Below are 25255 nucleotides of genomic sequence, written 5' to 3' on the forward strand. Positions count from 1 at the left end.
CGCCGTCGCGCACGACGCAACGGCGTTCCGGTGCGAGCCCTGCCGCGGACATGATCGGACCGTGCGCCGGCCGTTCGGCGCACGGTCCGATCCCAGCGCCCCTGGACGTGCCGCAGTCCTCAGCGGCTTCGGCCAGGGGCTTCACGACGGACGGGCGGTCGGAGTCTCCGGCGGACTCCCGTCCGCCGGGTTCGGCCGCCTCAGCGTGTGGTCAGACGCGCGGCGCGGGGGACCGTGCCGAACCTGCCGGAGTTGTAGTCACGGAAGGCCTGCTCGATCTCGGCGTGGGAGTTCATCACGAACGGGCCGCCCGCGACGACCGGTTCGCCCAACGGGCGGCCGGCGAAGACCAGGATCCGGGTCCGTTGGTCACCCTCGGGCGTGCGAACCGTGAGGGCACTGCCGGAACCTGCCGCCGAGACGGGATCGGACCAGGCGACCTGGCCCTGCTCCACGGGCTGACGGCCGATCTCGGCCCGGCCGTCCAGGACATAGGCGAAGGAGCGGGCGTCCCCGGGGAGCAACTGGGCGTACCTGGTGTTCGGATCCAGATCGAGGATCAGGCCGGTTATCGGGTGATGGTTGAGGGCGGGGCCGACCGCGGCTCCCGTGGTCCCGGAGACGACCTGTACCCGCACCCCCGGCTCGGTGTGCACGGCGTGCGCGCCCTGCCGCAGGTCCTGATAACGGGTTTCGACGAGCTTGTCGGCGGCCGGGAGATTCACCCACAGCTGGAGCGTGTGCGCGTGCTCGTTGCGGAAGGCCAGCTCACGGTGGATGATCCCGCGACCGGCGGTCATCCATTGCACGTCACCCGGTTCCAGGGCCCCGGCGTGTCCCAGACTGTCACCGTGTTCCAGGACACCGTCCAGCACCATCGTCACCGTCTCGATCCCACGGTGCGGGTGCCACTCGAAGCCGGGGCTGGAGAACCAGTCCTCCATCAGGACCAGGAAGGGGTCGGTCAGCCGGAAGTTGTCCGGTGCGATGATCATGGCGTGGTCGTCGACCTGGCCGTTGGGCCCGAGGGGGCGCTTGGTGTGGACGCGGTCAGCCCGTCGTTCTACGAGGGTCGTGTGGTCGGTCATGGGGGACCTCCGGGGCGGCGGTGTCAGAAGCAGTAACGACTTTCCCTGACAACGTTGATGCGTCAACCAATATTCCCGGAGAGGGAACTCGCATTCGGCCGTCCGCCCTTGCCCGATGCCACCGCGCGTCTTCCCGCCACGTTCGGGAGGGACGGGAAGACCCACAGCTCGGCTGCGAGGGCTTGCCTGCGGCGTCATCGGAGTTCCCCGGCCGGCTCGTCGGTCCGGACACCGCGTGCAGATCGACGGATGCGCCGGGCTGCGGATCGGTCAATCAGCCAGGGCGTCCACGGGCTCTGCCGCGCGCGGGTCCGCATCCTTCGTACCGTGCCCGACGGCGGACACCGGTTCCGTCCCGCCGGCTCCCTGGGCCCGGCCGAGAACGATCGCGATCGCGTCGAGCAGTGCCTGACCGCCGGGGTTCGACTGGGCGCGCCACGCGATGTGGCCGTCGGGCCGTACCAGGAGGCAGCCGTCGTCGTCGATCCCGCGCACGCGTTCCCACTCGCCGAGCACGTCCTGGTATCCGTCCGCGGTGCCGATCACCCGGACCGTGAGCGGTATCCCGAATCGCCGTCGGGCCTCGTCGGCCGCGGCCACCCATTCCTCGCCCCCGCGGCCGGTGACGACGGTGAACCTGCCGTGGCCGACGAGGTCCACGGTCGACAGCCGCCGCCGGCTGAACTCGACGGAGGCGTGCGGGAGATGCTCGCCGAGCGCCGTGGAGGGAACGTAGGTGAGGTCGTCGCTCGTCCGGCGGTCGTCGACATCGTCATCGCGCCCGACCTCGGGCCGTACGACGTCGTAACGGTAACCGAGCTCGACGCCATGGGCGTTGAAGTTGTAGTCCAGCAGCCGCATCATGGCGGCCACCTTGTCCCGCCGCTTCGCGGCCTCCGGGGTGGCGTCGTGCAGCGAACGGATCCGTTCCCAGATCCGGCTCTCGGGCCCCGCCGCATCGATGTCCAGCGCGGTCCCCAGGGTGAGCAGGTCCGCGCCGGACTGCAGAGTGCGGTCCACGATCTGCCGTCCCACGGGGGCACGCTCGGGCGAATAGGTCTCCAGCAGGGCGGGCCCGGCCACGCCGGTGAGGACGTACGCCAGCTTCCAGGCCAGGTTGTAGCCGTCGGCGATCGACGTGTTGCTTCCCAGGCCGTTGGCGGGCGAGTGCTGGTGCACCGCGTCGCCCATGCAGAAGACGCGGCCGACGGAGTACTGATCGGCGGCGACCTGGTTGATCGTCCAGGTTCCGATGGACCGGACGCCGACCTCGATGTGCGGGTCGCCGACCGACTCCCGGACCTTGGCGATCACCTCGTCCTTGTCCGGGACATGGCCAGGCTTGATGCCCCAGTTGGCGACCCACTGGTGCCACGGGTGGACCATGGTCCAGGACGGGAGCGACAGGTCGACGGCCCAGTAGATCGCCGCCGGACGATGCGCGGTGTAGGGGGTCAGGTCCACGTCCAGCCACGCGGTGCAGTTGGTGGCCAGGTCGCGCAACCCGTGCAGCTGGAGGCCGATCTGCTGCATCACCTTGCTGCGGGCCCCGTCGGCACCGACCAGGTACTCGCAGTGCACCACGTACTCGCGTCCTGAACGCCGCTCCTGGATCGCCGCACGGACGCCGGTCTCGTCCTGATCCAGCGAGAGGAACTCATGGCGGTAGCGGAGGTCGACCAGCCCGGTGTCGACGGCGGCCTTCGCCAGGATGGGTTCGAGCAGGTGCTGCGACAGGTCCAGCGGCAGGTGCCGGCTCGCCGAGCGGTAGCGCGACTGGTCCTTGAGCCCGCCGCCCCACGCGGTGCAGCGGGCGGCCTCCGGTCCCGCGAAGGTGAGCATGAAGGGGTTGTTGGGGAATTCCTCGAGCACGTAGCCGGCCGCGCTCACTTCCGCCTCGACCCCGAGGTCGGCCAGGATCTCCACGGTTCGCTGGTTGGTGATGTGGGCCCGCGGGGTGTGCGCCTGCGTGGCGTGCCGGGTGACGATCACGCTGCGGATTCCCTGCCGGGCCAGGGACAGTGCGGTGGTCAACCCCGCCGGTCCCGAGCCGACGATCAGAACCGGTACGTACTCGGCCTCACCGGTGGCCGCCGACGGGGAAGTTCCGTTGGTGTGCATGGCTCCTACCTGGTTCTCTGTCCCGCGCCACGTCCGCCATGCCGCAGGTCTGGCTGATGGGTGCACCCTTCACCGAGAGACCGCGCCGTGCGGGCGTCGGGCATCGGCTCCCGGAACGCAGATGTGCCGAGTACGCGCGCCGCGTGGACGTCTGGTCCGGCCCCTTTGCGAAGCGGTGGCGTCGTGAACCGACGCCACCGCTGAGTGATGCCGCTCGACGGGCCGCGGCAGGAGTCAGAGCGGGCGCTCGGACGGGAAGAACCTGCCGTCCGGGAACTGGTGACCCCAGTTGCTGATCGCCGTGTAGTGGTTGACGGTCCAGTCCTCGTCGACCACCCGGCCGTGCCAGCCGTACTCGATCTGGAACCCGGAGGGGGTGACCACGTAGAACGAGATCATGTGGTCGTTGGAGTGCTCACCGAGTTCCAGGCCGAGCGGGGCCTTCCCGGCCTTCACCGCGTCCAGTGCCCGGCCGACGTCCTCAAGGCTGCCGACCTCCAGCATCAGGTGAGCGAGCCCCTGAAGGCCGGGCACCGAGGCGAGGGCGACGGAGTGGTGGCGGGGGTTGCAGTGCAGGAAGTAGGCCAGCTCGCCGCCGACCTTGACGGTGTCCGTCAGCCGGAAACCGAGGGCCTCGCGGTAGAAGACGGCCGCGGCCCCCGGATCCAGCGAGGCGATGAACGCGTGGCCGACCCCCATGTCGTCCCCCGCGACGAACTCCACACCGGTCGGCGACACGAACCGGGAGTGGTCCTGGGTCTGCCCGTAGTAGAGCTCAAGGGTGTTGCCGTCCGGGTCGTCGACCGTCACCAGTCGGCGCACCGCGCGCCGCTGGGCCAGCTCGGGATTCTCCACGGTCTTGTGGCCTCGGACGCCCAGCTCGGCCACCAGTTGGTCGAGGTCCTCCTCGGAGGCCGTTTCCAGGCCGAGAGCCTGCAGCGCGTCGGCACCGGGCTCACCGTCGACGACGACGATCCGGTAACTCCGGTCGTCCGTCCGGAAGAACAGGGTGTCCGGGACGGTGGTGCCCTCGACCGGCTGAATGCCGAGGACCTCGGTGCCGAAGGTTCGCCACTCGTCGAGAGGGCCCCGGACCACTATGTATCCCAGCGCCTTGACCAGGGTGCTCATGACTCGTCCTGCCTTTCGCTGGGGAGGTTCAGCTGTTCTCGACGAACTGGGCGACCACGCGGTTGAACTCTGCGGCGTGCTCGATCTGGGTCCAGTGCCCGCACCTGTTCAGCAGGAGCAGGCGCGAGTTCGGCACGCTGGACACGAGCCGCAGGCTGGCCTCGAAGGGCATCACCCGGTCGTCCCGTCCGTGGATCGCGAGCAGCGGCGCGGTGATCTCGGAGATCCGGGCACCGAGGGCGTGGAACTCCCTGCCTCCCGGAACGACCTGGTCCTCCAGGTAGTACTGAAGGTGCTCGGGGTGCTCGTGCGCCGCGGCCGAGCGCCGCTTCGCCAGCTCGTCCGTCGCCAGGGCCGGATCGAAGCACATGATCTGCACCATCCGCTTGATGTTCTCGGGGCTGGGGTTCTCGTAGCCGGCCCGGAGCACCCTCAGCCCTTCCGTGAACCCGCCACCCGGCGTGAACATGTTGTTGCCGGGGCACGGCGCGCCCATCGTCACGACATGGCTGACGCGGTCGGGGTACTCCACCGCGAATCGCAGGGAGGTCATACCGCCCATCGAGTTGCCGACCAGGGCCGCCCGCTCGATGCCGAGTTCGTCGAGCAGGCGGAGCAGGGTGTCCACGGGATCGCCTGACAGCCTCGCCGAGTCGCTCTTGCCCCAGCCCGGCATGTCGGGAACGATGACGCGGTGGCGCTCGGACAGGGCACCGATGTTGGGTTCGAAGTTGCTCCACCCGGTGGCACCGGGACCCGCGCCGTGCAGGAGCACGACCGGAGAGCCCTCACCCAGTTCGTGGAGATGGACGCGGGCCTTGCCCGCGGTGATGAACCGACTGCTCGCATCGGCGGAGATGGCTGCGCTTGTCATGGGTAACGGGTCTCCTGACGGTTCAGAGGGAGGATTCGGGATTGCGCCTGGGGACGCCCAGGGAGCTGATGTCGATGACCGTGCCGGTGGCGGTCAACGCATCCTGCGCGGAGGCCAGCAGCAGGTAGAAGCCGACGTAGTCGCGAGGGTCCACGGCACGCTGGAGCGCGCCGTGGGTCCGCACGATCTCGTCGATCGGAAGGGCCTCGGAGATGCTGGTGTCCTGCTGGCCGAGGGAGCTGGGCCCGCGAAGGTCGGTCGCCATGCCACCGGGTGCGACCGCGTTGACCCGGATCTCGGGGGCGAGTTCGTAGGCGAGCTGCCTGACCAGGCCGACCCCGGCGTGCTTGGACGTGACGTAGAGGGGGCCGCCGCCGACGGGGTAGAACGCGGCGTTGGACAGCGTGAAGATCATGCTGCCCCGGGTCTCGCGCAGAGCCGTGTGGGAGGCCTTGGCGCCGAGCAGGTAGCCCTTGACGTTGACGGCGAACAGTTCGTCGAACGCCTGGGACAACTGCTCCGGGTCGGTCGCGGCGAGTGAACTGCCGAAGTCCCAGAGCCCCACGTTGCCGATGAACACGTCCAGCGAACCGAACGCGTCCAGCGCGGCGGACACCGCCGCCTCGTTGTCCTCGTAGGACGTCACATCGCCGCGCACCGTGCGCACCGCGGCCCCGAAGTCCTGGCGCAGCCCCGCGAGCTTGTCCTCCGAGCGGTCCAGAACGGTGAGCCGGGCGCCCTCGGCGACGAAGCGCTCGACGATGGCGCGGCCGAGACCGGAGCCCCCGCCGGTGAGCAGGACCGAGCGGCCGTCAAGAAAGCCCATGGTGCTCCTGCCCTTCCACCGCCGGGGCGTAGCCGCCGGGCAGCTGGACGAAGACCGTGCCGTCCTCGACACGGACGGGGTGCGTGCGCACCGCCCTGCTCGCGGGCGGGCTGAGCACCGCGCCGGTTCGCAGATCGAACTTGGCGCTGTGCAGGGTGCACTCGACGACGCAGTTCTCCACCCAGCCCTCCGACAGCGGAAAGGTCTCGTGGGTACAGGTGTCGTCGACGCAGAAGATCTGGTCGTCGGTGAGGAACACCGCGATCGGGGGAGTGGTCCCGATCCGCAGTCCCTCATCCTCCGCCAGGTCGGCGACGGTGCACGCGGGCACCCATCTGGCGTCGGTCGTCACCGGGGATTCGACAGTCATGTTCGGTCCTGCGCTAGAAGAAGACACTGATGCTGGGGGAGAGCAGGGTGGTCTGGTCGAAGACGATCCTGCGGTCGGCGATCCGGAACGGATACGTGCCCGCGGCCGGCCGCAGCACGTCGAAGCGCTCACCGACGAACCAGTCCTGGTGACGTTCGAGACGGCTGCGGTAGACGTAGAAGTTGGTCCGCGTCCGCAGCTCACCGCCGTCCTGCTCGCGGACCCGGACACCGGTGAGAAGCCGGCGGGTCCGGGAGGGAGGCTCCTCCGACCACTGGATCCCGGACGTGACGCGCCTGACCCGGCCGCGCAGCATGTCCATGTCGTCGTCGGCGATGGCGTTCTCGTCACGGGCCGCGATCTGGCGCCGGCGTTCCCTGATGGGCAGCGTGGTCCGGCTGGGGATCCAGTACTCGGCGTCGTCGGTGAACAGCTCGATCCACTCGTCGTACCGGTGATCGTCGAGCAGTTCGGCCTCGGCCGCGTAGAACTGTTCGACCAGCACCTGCAGTTCGGGTGCGACGCGGTACATCGCGGAGACGGGCGTCGAGGTGGTCATACGGTGCGCACCTCCTGCGGTCGTGCCGCGACACGGGTGTCCGCCTCGGCGATCTCGTCCCAGGACCTGCCGAGCATCAGGTCCTGCCAGCGGCGGTAGAAGCCACGCGAGGCCATCTCGCTGTAGAGGTCGTCGGTGACTCCGGGGTATCCGTCAAGGTCCCGCTGCTCACAGCCGAGCCCCATCGTGGCGTTGAAGGTGTTCTGCCGGGCCTTCCAGCCCCGCAGCACGCTCTGGATCTCGGTCCAGGTCTCCCCGTCGTCCGTCTCGAAGATCCCGGCGGGGCTGAAGGCGTACGCGCTCCTGCGCCGTACCGCGGCCTTGACCTCGTCGGGAGCGTTCTTCGGCACCACGGTCCACGCCCAGACCTCGGTCTGTCCCGGGCCGCGGGGGTGCCACACCCGCATGGTGTGGAACATGCCGAGATAGGAGAAGTTCGGGAAGACCGTGGCGTGTCCCCACATGTTGAGGCGCCGCTCCTCGCCGAGGCGTTCCCTGATGTCGTCGGCCTGGGTGGCGTACCACGCGGAGAACTCCGGGCCCAGGAAGGGATTGGGCCCGTCGGGCGTCAGGGCGTTGCCGGTGCCGTGGCCGTTCCCGCCGAACTGGCGCCCCTCCGACGGGAGGCTGGCCATGAACGACTGGTGTGCCGGGTCGGTGAACAGCGCCATACCGACGGAGGAGTGGACACTCTGGGCATGGTAGAAGTCGCCCGCGAACTGCTCCGCGGCGAACTTCCAGTTGGAGTCGATCACCCACTTCGTGGCGCTTCCGAGGAACTCGACCCCGCCCTCGTAGCGCCCGGCCGTGCCGTCGAAGTAGTACTTCATGTCACCGAGGAATTCCTCGAACTCCGGTACGTCCTCCGACCAGGTACCGAAAACGAAGCCCTGGTGGACCGCGATACGCGGTACGCGCAGGGTGCCCCAGCGCGACTTGTCGATCCCGTTGCGGTAGGCGTGGTCCTCCAGCGGAACGGAGACGAGAGCGCCTTCGAGGTCGTAGGACCAGCCGTGGTAGCTGCAGGTGAAGGTCTTCGCCGTGCCCGAGTCCGAGCGGCAGATGCGCATTCCCCGGTGCCTGCACTGGTTGAGGAACGCCTTGATGGAACCGTCACGCTGCCGTACCACCAGGACGGGATCCTCGCCCATGTACGTCTGGACGAAGCTTCCCTTGCCCGGCAGCTGGGTCTCGTGTGCGAGGAAGAGCCAGGTACGGCCGAATACCCGCTCGAGTTCGAGCTGGTAGACGTCGGGATCCGAGAAGATGCGGGCATCGAGGGAGCCGCCGCCCGTGTCGATCGATTCGACATCGATCATGGTGTGCTCCTTATCCTGCTGGGAAGAACTCACGCCCTGGTCCGTGGACTCGGGCCTCGGTCGGTCGGACTCACGAACGGGTGAGGGCCTTACCGAGCGTCCGTGACTTCCGTGTTGCGGACGGAAGAAATCTTGCGGTGGTCTGCCGTCTGCGGCCATCAGGAGTTCCGGAAGCCGGAACGGAAACTCGGATCGATCCGCGGCACGGCACCGGGGACCTCACGGGACGACGTCCCCGCGGCAGGCCGGTCGGCCCGCTGGGCCACGAACGGCAGGAAGAGACCGGCCGGGTCGGCCGCGAGGCACGCCGGGAGAGGCCGCCGAGGCGCACGCCGATCAGGAACCGGTGGCCGACCGGCAGGTGGCTGAAGGGCGGGAGCGGCGCCCGGGGACGTGTCGCCGGGCCCTGGTGTCAGCGCGGCGCGAGTTGCTCGGTGCCGTCGACCAGCAGGCGCAGGAACCGCGTCACGAGTCGGCGCATGTCGGTGACGGAGAGGGTGAGCGTTCCCATCAGCAGGGCGACCGTCATGTCGGACAACTCGCGCGTCACGGTTTCCGGCACTCCGGCTCCGTGTTCGTTCAGCGCTTTGTGCACGACGTCGAACATGTTCTCGGTCATGTGTTCGCGGAACGACACCACGCTTCTTTCGACCTCGGGGTCGAAACCCTCTTCGAGGAGGATGAGTACGGTCAGCCGGGTGAAGTCGGGATGCCGCTCGATCGTCGAGAGAATGGCGTCGAAGTGGGCATCGAGCCATTCTGTCGATGAACCGTCCGGGACATCGATGTCCCGGAGCGCCCGCCGCATACGGTCGGTACCGCGTTCGAGAATGGCCGACAGGAGTCCGGCCTTGCTACCGAAGTGGTGATACAGGGAACCGGTGGGATAGCCGGACGTCCTGCACAGTGTGGTCACCGATGTGGCGTGGTACCCCTGCCTGCCCATGAGGCGCTCGCCGGCGTCCATGAACGCCTCGCGGGCGGACTTCTTGCAGTCCGGGCCGGCTTCACGCATCGTTCCCGCCTCAGATCGGTGTCGAGGGGTACTGATGGTAGTCGCGCCGCGTGATCAGCGACCGGGCGACAGCCGTCGTGGTCCGCGCCAGAACGCCTGTCAGCGCCGGGTCGGCCTGCTCGTCACTGCGGAAGCCGATCGAGACCGACGCGACGGCGCGGCCCGCGACGAGAACCGGCCGGGCCACACAGGACAGGCCGACGGACGCCTCACCGTGATCGAATGCGACGCCGGTCGACCGGACGCGGTCGAGATGCCTGCGGAGGACGGCCGGAACCCGCAGTGAGTGCGGGGTGAGCGTGGGCAGCGGCCGGGCGCAGAGGGCGTCCAGGGTCTCCGCGGGAGCGTGGGCCAGCAGCGCCTTTCCGACGCCGGTGCAGTGAGCCGGCAGGCGGACCCCTATGTCGGTGGGGCTGGACTGGGTATTGCGGGCGTACAGCTTCTCCAGGTACAGGACGTCGGTTCCCTGCAGTACCGCCAGGTGGATCGTCCGGCCCACCGCCTTGTGCAGGTCGAGGAGGTGCGGCATGGCCGCGTCCCGTATCAGCCCCTCCGGGGAGCAGGACGCCACCGACAGCATGCGCAGCCCGATGCGGAAACCGTTCTCCTGCTGTTCGACGGCTCCGACCTCCACAAGCATGCCCAGTACCCGGTGAACGGTCGACTTCGGGAGGCCGGACAGGCGTGCCACCTCACTCAGCGTGAGGAAGCGCTTGTGCTGGCTGAAGGTCTCCAGCACGTCGAACGCCTTCCAGAGCACGGACGACGAGCCGTTCCGCGGCATCGTGGCGCGGTCGGCCATGGTGACCACCTTCCTTCGTCGCAGGGCAGTCATGCGAGGCCATTCGAGGCCGCTTGGAGCGATCCTCTAGAGCGATCGCTCTAGATGAGCGTGAGGTTACGTCACTCTTCGGCGCGAGTAAATACAGGCGTCGGAGGCGGTGCTGTTCCGGCGCACGGAACAAAAACTGTCCCGCCGGGGCGGCGGTGTCTATACCGAAGACATCACACGGGTGGCCCCGACAAGCACCCGCGCCCCGTCTCCCCTCTGGAGGTAACCCGTGCCGCCCCTCCCCGCCCGCGCCCGACCAGACGCCCCTCCCGCGGCCGTGACCAAGGCGGCTGACGCCCTCGTGGAGGCCACGGCCACCGGAACGCCCTGCCCGCCGGTGCGCACACTCCTCGACGACGGCGACATCGAAAGCGCCTACGCCGTGCAGCAGGCGAACGTCCGGCGCGGCGTGGCAGCCGGCCGCCGGCTCGTCGGCCGGAAGATCGGCCTGACCTCCCCGGCCGTACAGCGGCAGCTCGGCGTGGACCAGCCGGACTTCGGCGCGCTGTTCGCGGACATGGCCGTGGCCGAGGGGGACACGGTGCCTGCCGGACGGCTGCTTCAGCCCAGGGTGGAGGCCGAGGTCGCGCTCGTGCTCGGCAGCGACCTGCCGCATCGCGAATGCACCGTCGTGGACGTGCTGCGCGCGGTCGACTTCGCCCTGCCCGCCCTGGAGATCGTCGACAGCCGGGTGCGGGACTGGGACATCTCCATCGTCGACACCATCGCGGACAACGCGTCGAGCGGCTGCTACGTCCTGGGCTCGACCCCGGTACCCCTGACCGGCCTGAATCTCCGATCGGTGCGGATGACCATGATCCGTCACGGAGAGGCGGTCTCCGAGGGCACCGGTGCCGACTGCCTCGGCGGCCCCCTCAACGCGGCCGTCTGGCTGGCCTCGACCCTCGCCGGGCTGGGGGACCCCCTGCGGGCGGGCGATCTCGTACTGACCGGTGCTCTGGGACCGATGGTCCCCGCTGCCCCGGGCGACGTGTTCGAAGCCCGTATCTCCAACCTGGGCTCCGTACGGGTCGGGTTCGCCACGGAAGGAGAGAACCGGTGAGCGGAGAGACACACCCCCGCACCAGGGTCGCGGTCATCGGGTCGGGCAACATCGGCACCGACCTCATGATCAAGCTGCTCCGGCTGTCGGAGAGCCTGGAGATCGTCGCGATGGCGGGTATCGACCCGGACTCCGACGGTCTGGCCCGCGCCCGCCGGCTGAAGGTCGCCACGACCCACGAAGGAGTGGACGGGCTCGTGAGACTGGACGAGTTCGCCGACGTGGACATCGTGTTCGACGCGACCTCCGCCGGCGCCCACCGCCGCCACGAGGAGGTGCTGCGCCCGCTGGGCCGGACTCTGGTCGACCTCACCCCGGCCGCCATCGGCCCGTACGTGGTGCCGCCGGTCAACGGCGACGCACATCTCGGCGCACCGAACGTCAACATGGTCACCTGCGGCGGCCAGGCCACCATTCCCATCGTGGCCGCGGTCAACGCCGCCGCGCCGGTGCACTACGGCGAGATCGTCGCGTCCATCGCCTCGCGCTCGGCCGGGCCGGGCACCCGGGCCAACATCGACGAGTTCACCGAGACCACGTCCTCGGCGATCGAGCGGGTCGGCGGGGCCGCGAAGGGCAAGGCCATCATCGTCCTCAACCCCGCCGAGCCCCCGCTGATCATGCGGGACACCGTGTACTGCCTCGTCTCCGACTGCGACACCGAGGCCGTCACGGTGTCCGTCGAGGAGATGGTCGGCCGCGTCCAGGCATATGTGCCGGGCTACCGGCTCAAGCAGAGGGTGCAGTTCGAGAAGGTAGCCGCCGACGACCCGCTGCGATCCCTGCTGCCGGCCGCCGCCCGGTCCGGCGGGGCCGCCAAGGTGTCGGTGTTCCTCGAAGTGGAGGGCGCCGCGCACTACCTCCCGGCCTACGCCGGGAACCTCGACATCATGACCTCGGCCGCACTGCGCACCGCGGAACGCATGGCCGCCTTCCCCCACTCCCGGCTTCGCCCGAGCGGGGGGACCCCCGTCGCCACCGAAGGGGCAGCACGATGAGCCGTCTGTACGTCCAGGACGTCACCCTGCGGGACGGCATGCACGCCCTTCGGCATCGCTACACCGTCGACCAGGCCCGGACCATCGCCGCCGCCCTCGACGCCGCCGGCGTGTCCGCGATCGAGATCGCCCACGGCGACGGCCTGTCCGGCTCCAGCATCAACTACGGCGTCGGCGCCCACACCGACTGGGAGTGGATCGAGGCCGTCACCGAGGCCACCCACCACGCGGTGCCCACCACCCTCCTGCTCCCCGGCATCGGCACCCTGCACGACCTGCGGCGGGCGCACGCCCTGGGCATCGCCTCGGTCCGGATCGCCACCCACTGCACCGAGGCCGACATCGCCGCCCAGCACATCGCCGCCGCGCGCGAGCTGGGCATGGACGTCGCCGGTTTCCTGATGATGTCCCACATGGCCGAACCGGCCGAACTCGCCCGCCAGGCCAAGCTGATGGAGTCCTACGGCGCCCACTGCGTGTACGTCACCGATTCCGGCGGCCGGCTCACCATGGACGGCGTCCGCGACCGCTTCCGCGCCTACCGCGACGTACTCGACCCAGCCACCGAACTCGGCATCCACGCCCACCACAACCTGGCCCTGGGCGTCGCCAACACCGTGGTCGCCGTCGAGAACGGCGTCACCCGTGTGGACGCCTCGCTCGCCGGGCAGGGCGCGGGCGCGGGCAACTGCCCCCTGGAGGCGTTCATCGCGGTCGCCGACCTGATGGGCTGGGACCACGGCTGCGACCTCTTCCCGCTCATGGACGCCGCCGACGACGTCGTACGACCGTTGCAGGACCGCGAGGTGCGGGTGGACCGCGAGACGCTCACCCTCGGCTACGCGGGCGTCTATTCCAGCTTCCTGCGTCATGCGGAGACGGCCGCCCATCGGTACGGCGTCGACACCCGCGCGATCCTCGTCGAGGTCGGCCGACGCGGAATGGTCGGCGGCCAGGAAGACATGATCACCGATATCGCGCTCGATCTGGCCGAGGCACGTACCGCCGTCTGATCGGGAACCCGTCGGCGAGCACCGGCGCCCTCACCCTGATCCCCGCCGGCCAGACCGGCCGTATGACCACGAACCATTGAAGGAATCCTGATGCACCTCGCCAACCTGGCAGGACGACTCCATCTGGTCACCGGAGCCAGAGCCGTCGATGTCGCCGACGCGAGTGAGGGCCGTTTCGCCCCCGACCCGCAGGCGATCTACGCCCAGTGGTCCGATTTCCGGGCCTGGGCACGGGAGGCGGACCTGCCCGAGGGCCGCCTCTACGACCGTGAGGATCTCGGCTCCCCGGTCCCGGCACCCTCACAGCTGGTCGCCGTCGGTCTGAACTACCGTGACCACGCCACCGAGACCGGCTATGCCGTGCCCGAGGGACTGCCCCCGGTGTTCACCAAGTTCGCGTCCTCGCTCACCGGCCCCTACACCACGGTCCGGCTCCCCGAGGGCGACGTGGACTGGGAGGTGGAACTCGCGGTCGTCCTCGGCAGGACCGCCTCGCACATCACCGAGGCGGAGGCGTGGGACCACATCGCCGGCTACACCGTCGCCCAGGACATCTCCGAACGTGTGCTGCAGATGTCCGGTCCCGCCCCGCAGTTCAGTCTCGGCAAGTCGCACGCCGGGTTCACCCCGCTCGGCCCCTGGCTCGTCACCCCGGACGAGCTCCCCGACCCGGCCGGCCTGCGTCTGACCACCCAGGTCAACGGTGAGACGGTCCAGGACGGCAACACCCGCGACCTCATATTCCCCATCCCCACCCTGATCGCCCGCCTCTCCCAGGTCCTCACCTTCCGACCCGGCGACGTCATCCTCACCGGCACCCCCGCCGGCGTCGGTATGGGCCGCACGCCACCGCGATACCTCGCACCCGGCGACACCCTCACCACCCACATCGAGGGCATCGGGTCCCTCGAACAGCGCTTCACCGCGGCGGCGGGGCGCGGGACGACCGCCTGACAGCAGCATCAGCAGGACAGCACTACGGGCGTGGCCGCGTCTGCACGGCGTCCGGTACCGAAGAGGAGGAGCGCATGCGGGACAGCACGGAGCATCACGTGATCGTCGGGGGCAGCGCGGCGGGGGTCGCCGCCGCGCTCGCCCTGCGCGACCACGGGTTCGCCGGCCGGGTGAGCGTGGTCGACGCCGGCGGCGAACTTCCCTACGAGCGACCGCCGTTGTCCAAGGCGCTCCTCGCCGGAGAGGCGCAGTTCGTCGTGCCGATCGTGCCGGCGGGGGTCTACACCGAGCGGGACATCGATCTGCTGCTGGGCACGCGGGTGCTGGCCCTCGACGCCGCGCAGCGCCTGGTCGTACTGGACGACGGCCGCACACTGCGGGCCGACCGCGTCCTGCTGGCGACCGGGGCCCGGGCCCTGTTGCCGGAGGTGTCCGGTGTCCAGCTGTCCGGCGTGCTCACCCTGCGTGACGCGCAGGACGGGCGGGAACTGTCCGCGCGGCTCGCGTGCGGTGGTCCCGTGGTGGTGGTCGGCGGCGGGTTCATCGGACTGGAGATCGCCGCCGTGGCCCGCGAGGCGGGGCTGGAGGTCACGGTCGTCGAGCAGGCGCCCCTGCCGCTGGAACGTCCGCTGGGCCCGGAACTGGCCGCTCGCGTGACCGGGCTGCATGCCAGCCAGGGTGTCAGCATCCGCTGCGGACTGTCGGTCCTGGAGTTCACCGGCGTCGAAGCGGTCGACGGCGTCCGGCTGTCGACCGGCGAAGTCCTGCCCGCGGCCACCGTGGTGGTGGGGGTGGGCGTACGCCCGGACACCACCCTCGCCGAGCGTGCCGGAGTCGCCTGCGACCAGGGTGTGATCGTCGACCTCCAGTGCCGCACCAGTGATCCGTGGATCTTCGCCGCCGGTGATGTCGCACGCCAGCCCAACCCCCACCTGGCCGGACCCGGCCGCATCGAGCACTGGGACAACGCGCAGAAGCAGGGTGCCGTTGCCGGTGCCGTCATGGCGGGGGCGACCGACCGGGAGCACACGGATCTGCCGTACTTCTACTCCCACCAGTACGGCCGCACCCTGCAGATGTACGGCCGCTTCGCCGCCGGTGACACCTTCGTGCTGCGCGCGGACGCCACCCCCGACTCCTTCCTCGGCTGCTGGCTGCGGGACGGCCGGGTCACCGCGGCCGCCGCCCTGGACCGGCCGAAGGATCTCCGGACGGTCCGCACGCTCATCGAGACCGCCGCGCCGGTGACGGCCGCGGAGCTGGTTTCGCCGGACACGAACCTCCGTGCGCTCGCGAAATCCGCGAAGGCGTTCAAACCACCGGAACAGTCGCTGGCGGCCGAGGCCGGTGTCGTCTGACACTGGCGCGATCGGTGCCGCCCCCCCCGCCCAGAGCCGCACACACTGGGAGCTTTCCCCGAGCCCCCTCCCGGACGTACACCGAACGGAGAACGGCATGAGCCTGCAACGAGGCAGAGCATTCGCCGACGACGACGAAACACAGATCGACCGGTCCATCTTCTCCGACCCTGTCCTGTACCGGCAGGAAATAGGCAGGGTCTTCGCCCGCAGCTGGCTGTTCCTGGCCCATGAGAGCCAGTTCCACAAGCCCGGCGACTTCCACAGCACCTACATGGGAACCGACCCGGTCATCGTCGTCCGGCAGAAGGACGGTTCGTACAAGGTACTGCTCAACTCCTGCCGTCACCGCGGAATGCGGGTGTGCCGCTACGACTCCGGCAACGCCAAGGCGTTCACCTGTTCGTACCACGGGTGGGCCTACGCCACCGACGGAAGTCTGCTGTCGGTCCCGGACGAGACGGCCGCGTACGGCGAAGGACTGGATCACAGCGCGTGGGGACTCGCCACAGCACCGCGCGTGGAGACCTACAAGGGCCTCATCTTCGCCACATGGGACCCCGAGATCCCGCCACTGGTCGAGTACCTGGGTGACTTCACCTACTACCTCGACGTGCTCGTCGACCCGGACGAGGAAGGCTGCTCGGTCGCCACCGGCGTGCACCGGTGGAGGATGCAGGGCAACTGGAAGCTCGCGGCCGAACAGTTCGCCGGCGACATGTACCATGCCGCCTCCACCCACCTGTCCGCTTTCATCGCCGAGGCGCCGCACTCCAAGGGGATCCGCCCGCCCGAGCGCGGCTTCCAGGCCGGCGTCGACGGCGGCCACGGCCTGGGCGGCTACGCGGCCTACCCGTACTGGCAGTCGCAGGGCTTCTCCCCTGAGGTCGAGGACTGGATGGGCGCCTTCTGGGAGCGCGCGGCGCAGCGGCTGGGGCGGGCCCGCACCACGGACGCCGTCTTCATCCACGGCACCTGCTTCCCCAACCTGTCCCTGCTGTTCAACCGCTGGCACCTGCGCGTCTGGCACCCGAAGGGACCGGACTCCATGGAAGTCCACTCCTGGTCGCTCCTGCCCAACAGCGCCCCGCCCGCTGTGCGCCGCGCCCTGCTGCTCGACTACCAGCGCCACTTCAGCGCGTCCGGCACCTGGGAGCAGGACGACTCCGAACAGTGGAACTACAGCACCAACAGCAACGACGGCTTCATCACCGCCAAGCTGCCCCTGCACTACGGCATGGGCGCCGGCCGGGGTCCGAACAAGGGCTTCCCCGAGTTCCCCGGCACCGTCGACACCGTCTACAGCGAGATCAACCAGCGAGGCTTCTACCGGCGCTGGTCCGAGTTGATGGCCGTCCCGCACCCGGCCGAGCCGACCACCGGGGAAGCCCCCGTCACCGGATCCGCGAAGGCGGTGATCGCATGACCACCCTGCCCGAGACCGCTCCAGGCGTCACGGTGGAACGGCTGCTGCTCCAGTACGAGATCGAGCAGTTCCTCTACCGCGAGGCGGACCTCCTGGCCCGGCACGACTACGAGGCGTGGCTGGCGCTGTTCACCGACGATCTCTGCTACTACATGCCGATCCGGCGCAACCACTCCCGGCGGGACCCGGAAACGATCGAGCACGACGACGCGCTGGCCCTGATCCACGACGACAAGCCCTTCCTGGCGGAGCGGATCGCCAAGATCGCCAGCGGCAAGGCATGGACCGACGACCCGGTTGCCCGGGTCCGCCATGTGGTCACCAATGTCGTCGTCAGCGAGGAGGACCCGGAGGCCGGGGAGTTCACGGTGTCCTCGTACCTCCTCATCCACCGCAACCGCCTGGAGGACGAGCAGGACTCGTTCGTCTGCGGCCGTACCGACCGGTTCCGTCGTACTCCGGACGGCCTGCGGATCAGCCGGCGCCGGATTCTGCTCGACCAGTCGGTGGTTCTCAGCAAGAACATGAGCGTGATGTTCTGAGGGCACGGGATGCGTGATTTCCGCCCGGACGGACGGCCGACGCGGAAATGCCGCACGCACCCCCGGATGAATCGGCCATGGGAACTCGCATCGCGACGCGCCCCGATGGGCGGATGAGGTGAGTCATGGTGTTGCGGTCCTGGACAGAGGGCGAGGACACAACCGAGATCGCGAAGTTGTCGCGCGTCGATCTCAACCTGCTCGTGCACCTTCAGGTGCTGCTGGAGGAGCGCAGCGTGACGCGGGCGGCGACGCGGGTCGGCCTGACCCAGCCGGCGATGAGCCACAGCCTGAACAGGTGCCGCCGGCTCATCGGCGACGATCTGCTGACGCGGGTCGGCCCGGCCCTTGAGCTCACCCCGCGGGGGCGTGTCCTGCTGGGACCGCTGCGACGGTTGCTCCACGGGCTGTCCCGCGAGGTGCTGGACTGGCCGGGGTTCGTGCCGGAGACCTCCCGACGGCGGTTCCGCGTCTCGGCCTCGTCATCGACCACCGCCGTGGTGCTGGGCCCGCTGCTCTCCCTGCTCGCCGAGTGCGCCCCTGGGGTGTCCCTGCAGTTCGTCGCCGGCCCGCACATCACCGAGGATCTGTCCGCCCACCCCGACGTGGATCTCGTGCTGCTGCCGGACGCGCTCGCGACCTCGCTGCCCAGGGAACGCCTGTACAACGACGAATGGGTCGCGGTCGTGGCATCGGACAACAGGGCGGTGACCGGTGAGATCACCGTCGAGCATCTGCGTACGCTGCCGCATGTCGTGTTCGAGTGGGCGGACATGCGGATCTCGCCCTACTCGGTCATGGACTCGCTCGGCATCGACCGCCTTGTGCAGGCCCGCTGCAACGACTTTCTGAGCATCCCGTGGGCCGTGGCCTCCTCCGGTGCCGTCGCCGTGGTCCAGAGGCGTATCGCGCTGCGGTTCGAGGAGGCCGGGCTTGTCCGGTCCTTCTCGCTCCCCGTCTCCGTGCCTCCGCTCGGCATCGACATGGTCTGGAACCCCCGGCTCGCCCAGGACCCGGCAAGAAGCTGGCTTCGTGAGCAATTGCTGAGTGCTGTGACGGGCGGTTGATGCACGGGCTGCATTTCGGGCATGAACAGCATTCAATTGACGCATATGCAGGAACCGGCTTTTATTTCGGCATGGCCCAGGATGTGCGAACACGAATCCTAGAAGTCCTCAATGGGCAGTCGGTCGGGGCGCTCTTTCTGACCGAATTGGATGCGCGTCTGACCGGGACCGGCAGCGAAGAGGTGGCACGGGCTGTCCTGGAAATGGAAAACGATCGGATTCTGGTCGTGGACCGGCCTTCCCCCGACCCTCATGTCATCGCCGACCTCCGGATCGTCGCGCTGATCGATCCCGCCGACCCGGACGCCGCCCGGCGGTCCGCCGAGTCCGTCTGGTCGCGATGGGTGAAGGAAGTGCTGTCCCACCACCGTTGCGGCTGACGCCGCGACATCTAGTACGCAGAGGAGTTCCATGAGTACCCGCGCCGCTGTCGACATCGGGGGGACGTTCACCGATGTCGTGGTGTACGACGACGAACGAGGCAGCACGGTCATCGGCAAGACGCTGAGCACCCCGCACGATCTGATCGAGGGCATCCTCGCCGGCTTCACCGCGTGCGGTACCGATGTCGCGAACGCCGCGATGGTCGTGCACGGGAGCACCGTGGTGATCAACGCGCTGACCGAACGCAAGGGCGCCCACGTCGCTCTCGTCACCACCGAGGGGTTCCGCGACGTCTACGAGATCGGCCGGGTCAACCGGCCGGAGGCGTTCGATCTCGGCTTCCGGCAGCACCGGCCTCTGCTGCCGCGGCAGAGGGTGTTCGAGGTGCCGGAGCGGATGCGCGCGGACGGGCGCGTGCACCGGCCGCTGGACGAGGACGCCGCCCGCCGGGTGGCCGAGCGCGTCCGGCGCAGCGGGGCCGATGCCATCGCGGTGTGCCTGCTGCACGGCTACCGCAATCCCGAACACGAGCGCCGGCTCGGGGAGATCCTCGCCGAGCACTGCCCGGACGCCTACATCACCCTGTCCCACCAGCTCACGCGCGAGTACCGCGAGTTCGAGCGCACCTCGACGACCGTCGCCAACGCCTACGTCGGCCCGGTGGTGAGCGACTACCTCACCCGGCTGTCGCAGCGGCTGACCGACGCCGGCGCGCCCGGACCGCTGCTGATCATGCAGTCCGGCGGGGGCCTCTCGGACGTCGAGACCGTCCGCGAGCAGTGTGTGCACATGATGGAGTCCGGTCCCGCGGGCGGGGTCGTCGGCACCATCGAGGTGTGCCGCACCCTGGGCCTGCGGGACGCCATCGCGTTCGACATGGGCGGTACCACGGCGAAGGCGTCCGTGATCCGGGACCTGACCTTCCCCCAGGCGGCCGAGTACTTCGTCGGCGGCTACGCCGAGGGCCTGCCGATCCAGATCCCGTGCCTCGACATCGTCGAGGTCGGCACCGGCGGCGGCAGTACCGCGTGGATCGACTCGGCGGGTGGTCTGCATGTCGGGCCGCGCAGCGCCGGTGCCTTCCCGGGGCCGGCGTGCTACGGCCAGGGCGGCACCGAAGCCACCGTGACCGACGCCGCCGTGGCACTCGGTCTGCTGCCGAGGAACGGCACTCTGTCCGGGGGGCTGCGGCTGGACGGCGCCGCCGCGCAGGCCGCCGTGGCACGGGTCGGAGACGAGGTCGGTCTCGACACGGCCCGCACGGCGTCGGGCATCCTGGCGATCGCGGCGGCGTCGATGGCGAACGCGGTGCGCGCGGTGACCACCGAACGCGGCCTCGACCCGCGGGAGTTCGCACTCTTCGCCTACGGTGGCAACGGACCGCTGCACATCTCGCTGGTCGCCCGTGAACTCGGCATCACCCAGGTCGTCGTACCGCAGATCCCCTCGGTGTTCTCCGCACTGGGCATGCTGATGGCCGACCTGCGCCACGACGCCGTCCGCACCCAGGTGAACCGGCTCGACGACATCGACTCCGCCACGTTGGACAGCCGGTTCCGCGAACTGGAACAGGAGTGTCTGGCGGCCGTGGACGATCCCGAGGACGGCGGACTGCTGTTCCTCCGCCAGGCCGACATGCGCTACGTGGGGCAGGAGCACTCCCTCACGCTGGAGGTTCCGCCACTGGACACCACGGACGGGCTCGCCGCGCTCAAGACGGCGTTCGACCTCGCTCACCAGCAGCGATTCGCGCACGGCGCCCCGGAGGAGCCCGCGGAGATCGTGACCCTGCGCGTCTCCCTGATCCGTTCGGTGTCCCGGCCGGAACCCGCGAAGATCGGGACCGGTGACCTCGAACCCCCCGCCGCCGCCCGGGCCGGCACCCGGCCGATGATCCTGCGACCCGATGCTCCCGTCCGGGACTGCCCGGTGTTCTCGCGCGCGCACCTCCTGGCGGGCAACGTGATCACCGGTCCGGCAGCCATCGCGGAGGACACCACGACCACCCTGTTGCGCGAGGGCGACCGCTGCGAGGTCGACGCCTACGGCAACCTGCTCCTGACGATCGGCGGAACCCGATGACCACCACGCCCCCTGTCCAGGTGGACCCGGTCACCCTGGAGATCCTTCGCGCCAACCTGGTCGCCATCACCGACGAGATGAAGACCAACCTCCGCCGCACCGCCTACAACGCGATCATCTACGAGGCCCAGGACTTCACCGTCGGCCTGTTCGACCGCAACGGCGACACCGTCTCCATCGGCCTCGGCCTTCCCATGTTCGTCGGAGGCCTGTCCCAGGCGATCAAGGCCAAGATCGAGCACTACGGGTACGACGGCATCGAACCGGGCGACATCCTGCTCACCAACGACGCCTACATCATGGGCAGTCACCTCAACCACATGATCTTCACCGTCCCGATCTTCGCCGACGGCGAGATCGTGGCCTTCGCGTCGTCCATGGCCCACTGGCTGGACGTCGGCGGCGTGCTGGGCGGGACCACCCAGGACATCTACTCCGAGGGTCTGCAGGTCCCCATCGTCAAGATCTTCAAGCGCGGTGTGCAGGACGACGAACTCACCCGCATCATCAGGACCAACGTCCGCTTCGCCGACCTCGCCCTGGGTGATCTCCGGGCCCAGATCGCGGCGATCCGCACCGGTGAACGACGCCTGACCGAGCTCATCGAGCGGTACGGCGCCGATGTCGTCACCCACGGCTTCGAACTGATCTACGAACGCGGTGAGGCCCTCGCCCGCCACGCGGTGGAGGCGATCCCCGACGGCGAGTACGTCGCTGAGACCACCATGGACGACGACGGGGTGACCCTCGGAAAACCGGTCCCCATCAAGGTCAGGGTCGTCATCGAGGGTGACCTGATGACCATCGACCTGAGCGGGGTCAGCCCCCAGGTCGCCGGTTACTTCAACTCCGGCGCGACCGCCGGCCGGTCCGCCGCGCAGGTCGCCTTCAAGTTCCTCACGTCGCCGCACGAGTACCCGGTCAACGAGGGCTCGCTGCGGCCGGTGCGGATCGTGCTGCCGCCCGGACTGGTCGTCAGCGCCACCAAACCCGCCGCGATGCGGTGGTGGATGACCTACCCGATGACCATCATCGACTGCGTCTTCCGCGCCTTGGCCCAAGCCGTGCCCGGAGGCACCATCGCCGGCCACCACGCCGACCTCGCCGTGCTCAATCTGTACGGCACCGATCCCGCCAGTGGCCGGCTGTTCCTCTACAACGGCGGCGCCCAGGGCGGAGGTTGGGGAGCCACCGCTGCCAAGGACGGTGAGAACGCCACCATCTGCATCAACGACGGCGACACCCACAACACACCGGTCGAGGTCAGCGAGGCCAAGTACCCGTCCCTGCTCGTGGAACGGTACGCGCTGCGCCCCGACTCCGGAGGCCCCGGCAGGCACCGCGGGGGGCTCGGCACGGTGTACGAGATACGCACGGACACCCCGGTCCGGCTGAACACGTTCATGGAACGCACCCGCAGCGCTCCATGGGGCATCGACGGCGGCGGCGACGCCCTGCCCAACCGGATCTCCCTGCTCACCGCGGACGGGGAACCGATCGCGTTCCGCAACGGCAAGGTCGACTCCCGGCCGGTCGGGGCCGGTGACCGGATCGTGGTCGAGACCGGTGGCGGAGGCGGCTACGGCCCGCCGCACGAGCGACCCGTGGACGACGTGGTGCGCGATGTGCGTGCCGGCTATGTGACGGCCGAGGCCGCCCGCGAACACTACGGCGTCGCGCTCGCCGGCCCCCTCGACGGCGACCTGATCGTGGACGAGGCCACCACCACCCGACTCCGCACCCGATGAGGAGAGACCCGATGGCCGCGTTCGGAATGGCCCGCGTCCTGCACGAAGGCGGGCCCGTGCTGGGCGTCGTCCAGGACGACACCGTGCACCTGTTGAGTGATCTGCTCGGCGACAGCGCTCCGGCGACCTTCGAACAGGCGCTGGGGGAGTGGGAGCCGCTGGTCGACTCGGTGGCCGCCGCCCTCGACACCGGGGCCGCCGCCGGCTCGGCGGTCCCGGCGGCGAGCGCCGACTTCCTCCCGCCCGCGGTCGACCGACCCGCGATCTGGTGCGCCGGCGCGAACTACACCGACCACGTCGCCGAAATGGGCAACACCGATTTCGAGAAGCGCGCCTTCCACTTTCTCTCTCCCGCGACCGTCCTCAGCGGGCACCGGGCGGTGGTCAACCGTCCCGCGGGCGTGACCAGGCTGGACTGGGAGATCGAACTCGCCGCCGTCATCGGCCGTGCCGCCAGGCGCGTCGGCGTCGAGGACGCCCTGTCCCACGTGGCCGGGTACACGATCGCCAACGACGTGTCCGTCCGGGACGAGGACCGGCTGCGGCACCCGATCTTCGGCATCGACTGGACCGCCACCAAGAACGCCGACGGCTGCACCCCGCTCGGTCCCTCGGTCGTACCGGCCCGGTTCGTCCCCGAGCCGGGCGACCTCGGCCTGACCCTGGCCGTCAACGGCCAGGTCCGGCAGGACTCCCGCACCTCACTGATGATCGTCGACCTGGCCGAGCAGATCGCCGCGCTGTCCCAGTACATCACGCTGCAGCCGGGCGACCTCGTGCTGACGGGCACCCCGGCCGGCACCGCCGCCGCGCACGGGGGCGCCTACCTCCTGGACGGAGACGTCATGACCGCCACCATCACGGGCCTGGGCACGCTGGAGAACACCATCGCGTGAGCCCTCGGCCTCGCTTCGCCGAGGCCGGAGCGAGCACCGGCTCCGGCCACCAGGAGCAACCGGCGCGTCGGCACAGCGACCCGGAGCGAAGAGACCCGCGAAAAGTCCTTGGAGGAACTGTCCTGATGAGAAAACACGTGGTCGTGGCCGGCGCGGGCATGGGCGGCCTGACAGCAGCGGTCACCGCACTGCAGGCCGGCGCCGACGTCACCCTGCTGGAGAAGAGCGGTCGGGCAGGCGGCTCGGCGGCGCTGTCCAACGGCATGCTGATCGCCTTCGGCGAGCTGGAGCGCTTCCGCGCCGCGGCACCGAACGGCGACGAACTGCTGCAGACGCTGGTGCACGAGACCCTGCCCGCGGCAGCCGACTGGCTCACCTCACTCGGCGTCGAACTCCGCCGGCTGCCGCGCCAGCTGGACCGCTACGACGGCTGGCACTTCTCTCCCGATCAGTACCTCGGCCTCGCCCGTGACGAGATCAGACGACTCGGCGCCGAGATCAGGTACGACACCGCGCTGGACCGCCTCTGGATCGAGGACGGCCGGATCGAGGGCGTCCACGTCGTGGACGACACCGGCGCCGTCACCGCCCTTCGATGCGACGTCGTCATCCTCGCCACCGGAGGCTTTCAGGGCAGCCCCGAGCTGCTCGCCCGCTATGCGGGCCTCGACGCCGCCCACCTCGCGCACCGGGCCAACGCCTTCAGCACGGGCGACGGCCTGGCCGCCGCCATCTCCGTGGGCGCCGGTACCAGCGCCGGCCTCGGCGGCTTCTACGGCCACGCCCTGCCCGCACCCCCGGCCCGCCACACCGCCGAGACGTTCGCCGAGCTGGCGCAGTACTACGGGAGCCGCTCCGTCGCACTGAACATGGCAGGACGCCGCTTCGTCGACGAGACGGCCGGCGCCTTCGAGGAGAACGTCAACCACGCACTGGCCCGACAGCCCGGCGGGGTCGGCTTCTACGTGTTCGACGCCGAACTCGGCGCCCAGCCGAGCGCGGACGCCATGACGGTGACACCCACCGTGCTCGCGGAACGCGCGGAGAAGGCCGGCGGTACCGTCGTGCGGGCGGACACACTGGACGAACTGGCCCAGCGGATCGCCGAGCACGGCGTACCGCGATCGGTGGCCGGCACGACACTCCGCGACTACGCGCGGGCGATGGCGGCGGGTGCGCCGGAGCAACTCGACATTCCACGTACCGGGGCGGGCACACGTCTGGCGCACGGCCCGTTCACCGCTATCCACGTCCAGGCCGCGATCACGTTCACCACCGGCGGCCTGGCCGTGGACGACAACCTGAGGGTCCTGCGCCGCTCCGGCAGTACGGCACCGATGTCGGCCCGCTGGATCACCGACCCGCGCGATCACCGCGCCGAACCCATCCCCGGCCTCTACGCCGTGGGGGCCGACATCGGCGGCGTCAGCGCCGGCGGCTATGCCGGCGGTCTGGCCACCGCACTCACCACCGGCCGCGCCGCGGCGCTGGACGCCGTCGCCGACCGCTGACGACGTCGTCCACCGGGACCGTCGGCGGCCCGAGGAAGGGCAGGGCGCGCGGGGCCGGCCACGGATGGCCGGCCCTCG

Annotated in this window: 23 protein-coding genes; 13 read left to right on the forward strand and 10 right to left on the reverse strand. The window is 69.7% G+C overall.

From position 1 onward, the window contains the following. Positions 1–200 precede the first annotated feature (200 nt). From ACIPSJ_RS40645 to ACIPSJ_RS40690, 10 genes are all read right to left on the reverse strand, one after another. On the reverse strand, positions 201–1088 hold the full coding sequence (locus tag ACIPSJ_RS40645) for a pirin family protein (RefSeq protein WP_401353445.1): 888 nt from the start codon (positions 1086–1088) through the stop codon (positions 201–203). Positions 1089–1358: 270 nt separating this feature from the next. Further along, positions 1359–3209, reverse strand: a complete 1851-nt coding sequence (locus tag ACIPSJ_RS40650; RefSeq protein WP_401353447.1) for an FAD-dependent monooxygenase — start codon at positions 3207–3209, stop codon at positions 1359–1361. 234 nt (positions 3210–3443) lie between these two features. After that, entirely contained in the window at positions 3444–4340 is an 897-nt protein-coding gene (locus tag ACIPSJ_RS40655) for a VOC family protein (RefSeq protein ID WP_401353449.1), read from the reverse strand. A gap of 28 nt (positions 4341–4368) precedes the next feature. Continuing rightward, the gene (locus ACIPSJ_RS40660; protein ID WP_401353451.1) at positions 4369–5214 is read right to left on the reverse strand and encodes an alpha/beta fold hydrolase; all 846 of its coding nucleotides are present in this window, start codon (positions 5212–5214) and stop codon (positions 4369–4371) included. A gap of 22 nt (positions 5215–5236) precedes the next feature. Then, positions 5237–6040, reverse strand: a complete 804-nt coding sequence (hcaB, locus tag ACIPSJ_RS40665) for a 3-(cis-5,6-dihydroxycyclohexa-1,3-dien-1-yl)propanoate dehydrogenase (protein ID WP_401353453.1) — start codon at positions 6038–6040, stop codon at positions 5237–5239. After that, positions 6027–6410 carry a bifunctional 3-phenylpropionate/cinnamic acid dioxygenase ferredoxin subunit gene (locus ACIPSJ_RS40670; RefSeq protein WP_401353455.1) on the reverse strand — a complete coding sequence of 128 codons (384 nt, stop codon included), beginning with the start codon at positions 6408–6410 and terminating at the stop codon, positions 6027–6029. The genes hcaB and ACIPSJ_RS40670 overlap by 14 nt, the downstream gene beginning before the upstream one ends. Positions 6411–6423: 13 nt before the next feature. Then, entirely contained in the window at positions 6424–6969 is a 546-nt protein-coding gene (locus ACIPSJ_RS40675) for an aromatic-ring-hydroxylating dioxygenase subunit beta (RefSeq protein ID WP_401353457.1), read from the reverse strand. Next, positions 6966–8288, reverse strand: coding sequence for an aromatic ring-hydroxylating dioxygenase subunit alpha (locus tag ACIPSJ_RS40680; protein ID WP_401353459.1), 1323 nt, complete (start codon positions 8286–8288; stop codon positions 6966–6968). The genes ACIPSJ_RS40675 and ACIPSJ_RS40680 overlap by 4 nt, the downstream gene beginning before the upstream one ends. Before the next feature lie 412 nt (positions 8289–8700). Next, positions 8701–9303 (reverse strand): TetR/AcrR family transcriptional regulator, encoded by a 603-nt coding sequence (locus tag ACIPSJ_RS40685; RefSeq protein ID WP_401353461.1) that lies wholly within the window; start codon positions 9301–9303, stop codon positions 8701–8703. Positions 9304–9313: 10 nt separating this feature from the next. After that, the gene (locus ACIPSJ_RS40690; RefSeq protein ID WP_401353463.1) at positions 9314–10105 is read right to left on the reverse strand and encodes an IclR family transcriptional regulator; all 792 of its coding nucleotides are present in this window, start codon (positions 10103–10105) and stop codon (positions 9314–9316) included. Positions 10106–10412: 307 nt separating this feature from the next. Between ACIPSJ_RS40690 and mhpD the strand changes: the two genes are divergently transcribed. From mhpD to ACIPSJ_RS40755, 13 genes are all read left to right on the forward strand, one after another. Further along, entirely contained in the window at positions 10413–11198 is a 786-nt protein-coding gene (gene mhpD / locus ACIPSJ_RS40695; protein ID WP_401353464.1) for a 2-keto-4-pentenoate hydratase, read from the forward strand. Next, entirely contained in the window at positions 11195–12196 is a 1002-nt protein-coding gene (locus ACIPSJ_RS40700) for an acetaldehyde dehydrogenase (acetylating) (RefSeq protein ID WP_401353465.1), read from the forward strand. Before mhpD ends, ACIPSJ_RS40700 begins: the two co-directional genes overlap by 4 nt. Then, positions 12193–13209: a 4-hydroxy-2-oxovalerate aldolase gene (dmpG, locus tag ACIPSJ_RS40705; protein ID WP_401353467.1), complete on the forward strand. Its 1017-nt coding sequence runs from the start codon at positions 12193–12195 to the stop codon at positions 13207–13209. Before ACIPSJ_RS40700 ends, dmpG begins: the two co-directional genes overlap by 4 nt. 90 nt (positions 13210–13299) lie before the next feature. Further along, positions 13300–14163: a fumarylacetoacetate hydrolase family protein gene (locus ACIPSJ_RS40710; protein WP_401353469.1), complete on the forward strand. Its 864-nt coding sequence runs from the start codon at positions 13300–13302 to the stop codon at positions 14161–14163. A gap of 74 nt (positions 14164–14237) precedes the next feature. Next, positions 14238–15521, forward strand: coding sequence for an NAD(P)/FAD-dependent oxidoreductase (locus tag ACIPSJ_RS40715; RefSeq protein ID WP_401353471.1), 1284 nt, complete (start codon positions 14238–14240; stop codon positions 15519–15521). A gap of 97 nt (positions 15522–15618) precedes the next feature. Beyond that, complete coding sequence (locus tag ACIPSJ_RS40720) at positions 15619–16947, forward strand: aromatic ring-hydroxylating dioxygenase subunit alpha (RefSeq protein ID WP_401353473.1); 1329 nt, start codon at positions 15619–15621, stop codon at positions 16945–16947. Then, positions 16944–17489 carry a 3-phenylpropionate/cinnamic acid dioxygenase subunit beta gene (locus tag ACIPSJ_RS40725; protein ID WP_401353475.1) on the forward strand — a complete coding sequence of 182 codons (546 nt, stop codon included), beginning with the start codon at positions 16944–16946 and terminating at the stop codon, positions 17487–17489. The genes ACIPSJ_RS40720 and ACIPSJ_RS40725 overlap by 4 nt, the downstream gene beginning before the upstream one ends. 125 nt (positions 17490–17614) lie before the next feature. After that, on the forward strand, positions 17615–18556 hold the full coding sequence (locus ACIPSJ_RS40730; RefSeq protein WP_401353476.1) for a LysR family transcriptional regulator: 942 nt from the start codon (positions 17615–17617) through the stop codon (positions 18554–18556). Further along, on the forward strand, positions 18556–18936 hold the full coding sequence (locus tag ACIPSJ_RS40735) for a hypothetical protein (protein WP_401353478.1): 381 nt from the start codon (positions 18556–18558) through the stop codon (positions 18934–18936). The genes ACIPSJ_RS40730 and ACIPSJ_RS40735 overlap by 1 nt, the downstream gene beginning before the upstream one ends. A 31-nt stretch (positions 18937–18967) precedes the next feature. Beyond that, the gene (locus ACIPSJ_RS40740) at positions 18968–21022 is read left to right on the forward strand and encodes a hydantoinase/oxoprolinase family protein (RefSeq protein WP_401353480.1); all 2055 of its coding nucleotides are present in this window, start codon (positions 18968–18970) and stop codon (positions 21020–21022) included. Next, positions 21019–22770 carry a hydantoinase B/oxoprolinase family protein gene (locus ACIPSJ_RS40745; protein ID WP_401353482.1) on the forward strand — a complete coding sequence of 584 codons (1752 nt, stop codon included), beginning with the start codon at positions 21019–21021 and terminating at the stop codon, positions 22768–22770. The genes ACIPSJ_RS40740 and ACIPSJ_RS40745 overlap by 4 nt, the downstream gene beginning before the upstream one ends. Before the next feature lie 11 nt (positions 22771–22781). After that, a complete protein-coding gene (locus ACIPSJ_RS40750) occupies positions 22782–23666 on the forward strand; it encodes a fumarylacetoacetate hydrolase family protein (protein WP_401353484.1) in 885 nt (294 codons plus the stop codon). A gap of 125 nt (positions 23667–23791) precedes the next feature. Beyond that, on the forward strand, positions 23792–25177 hold the full coding sequence (locus ACIPSJ_RS40755; protein WP_401353486.1) for an FAD-dependent oxidoreductase: 1386 nt from the start codon (positions 23792–23794) through the stop codon (positions 25175–25177). Positions 25178–25255 lie beyond the last annotated feature (78 nt).

The sequence above is a fragment of the Streptomyces sp. NPDC090088 genome (assembly GCF_044747345.1).
Lineage (GTDB): Bacteria > Actinomycetota > Actinomycetes > Streptomycetales > Streptomycetaceae > Streptomyces.

Coding starts and splice junctions, on each gene's coding strand:
- ACIPSJ_RS40660 (WP_401353451.1), bottom strand. CDS start 5,214: ATGACAAGCGCAGCCATCTCCGCCGATGCGAGCAGTCGGTTCATCACC.
- ACIPSJ_RS40730 (WP_401353476.1), top strand. CDS start 17,615: ATGGTGTTGCGGTCCTGGACAGAGGGCGAGGACACAACCGAGATCGCG.
- ACIPSJ_RS40725 (WP_401353475.1), top strand. CDS start 16,944: ATGACCACCCTGCCCGAGACCGCTCCAGGCGTCACGGTGGAACGGCTG.
- ACIPSJ_RS40650 (WP_401353447.1), bottom strand. CDS start 3,209: ATGCACACCAACGGAACTTCCCCGTCGGCGGCCACCGGTGAGGCCGAG.
- ACIPSJ_RS40655 (WP_401353449.1), bottom strand. CDS start 4,340: ATGAGCACCCTGGTCAAGGCGCTGGGATACATAGTGGTCCGGGGCCCT.
- dmpG (WP_401353467.1), top strand. CDS start 12,193: ATGAGCCGTCTGTACGTCCAGGACGTCACCCTGCGGGACGGCATGCAC.
- ACIPSJ_RS40685 (WP_401353461.1), bottom strand. CDS start 9,303: ATGCGTGAAGCCGGCCCGGACTGCAAGAAGTCCGCCCGCGAGGCGTTC.
- ACIPSJ_RS40680 (WP_401353459.1), bottom strand. CDS start 8,288: ATGATCGATGTCGAATCGATCGACACGGGCGGCGGCTCCCTCGATGCC.
- ACIPSJ_RS40715 (WP_401353471.1), top strand. CDS start 14,238: ATGCGGGACAGCACGGAGCATCACGTGATCGTCGGGGGCAGCGCGGCG.
- ACIPSJ_RS40645 (WP_401353445.1), bottom strand. CDS start 1,088: ATGACCGACCACACGACCCTCGTAGAACGACGGGCTGACCGCGTCCAC.
- ACIPSJ_RS40720 (WP_401353473.1), top strand. CDS start 15,619: ATGAGCCTGCAACGAGGCAGAGCATTCGCCGACGACGACGAAACACAG.
- ACIPSJ_RS40710 (WP_401353469.1), top strand. CDS start 13,300: ATGCACCTCGCCAACCTGGCAGGACGACTCCATCTGGTCACCGGAGCC.
- ACIPSJ_RS40670 (WP_401353455.1), bottom strand. CDS start 6,410: ATGACTGTCGAATCCCCGGTGACGACCGACGCCAGATGGGTGCCCGCG.
- hcaB (WP_401353453.1), bottom strand. CDS start 6,040: ATGGGCTTTCTTGACGGCCGCTCGGTCCTGCTCACCGGCGGGGGCTCC.
- ACIPSJ_RS40675 (WP_401353457.1), bottom strand. CDS start 6,969: ATGACCACCTCGACGCCCGTCTCCGCGATGTACCGCGTCGCACCCGAA.
- ACIPSJ_RS40740 (WP_401353480.1), top strand. CDS start 18,968: ATGAGTACCCGCGCCGCTGTCGACATCGGGGGGACGTTCACCGATGTC.
- ACIPSJ_RS40750 (WP_401353484.1), top strand. CDS start 22,782: ATGGCCGCGTTCGGAATGGCCCGCGTCCTGCACGAAGGCGGGCCCGTG.
- ACIPSJ_RS40735 (WP_401353478.1), top strand. CDS start 18,556: ATGCACGGGCTGCATTTCGGGCATGAACAGCATTCAATTGACGCATAT.
- ACIPSJ_RS40690 (WP_401353463.1), bottom strand. CDS start 10,105: ATGGCCGACCGCGCCACGATGCCGCGGAACGGCTCGTCGTCCGTGCTC.
- ACIPSJ_RS40745 (WP_401353482.1), top strand. CDS start 21,019: ATGACCACCACGCCCCCTGTCCAGGTGGACCCGGTCACCCTGGAGATC.
- ACIPSJ_RS40755 (WP_401353486.1), top strand. CDS start 23,792: ATGAGAAAACACGTGGTCGTGGCCGGCGCGGGCATGGGCGGCCTGACA.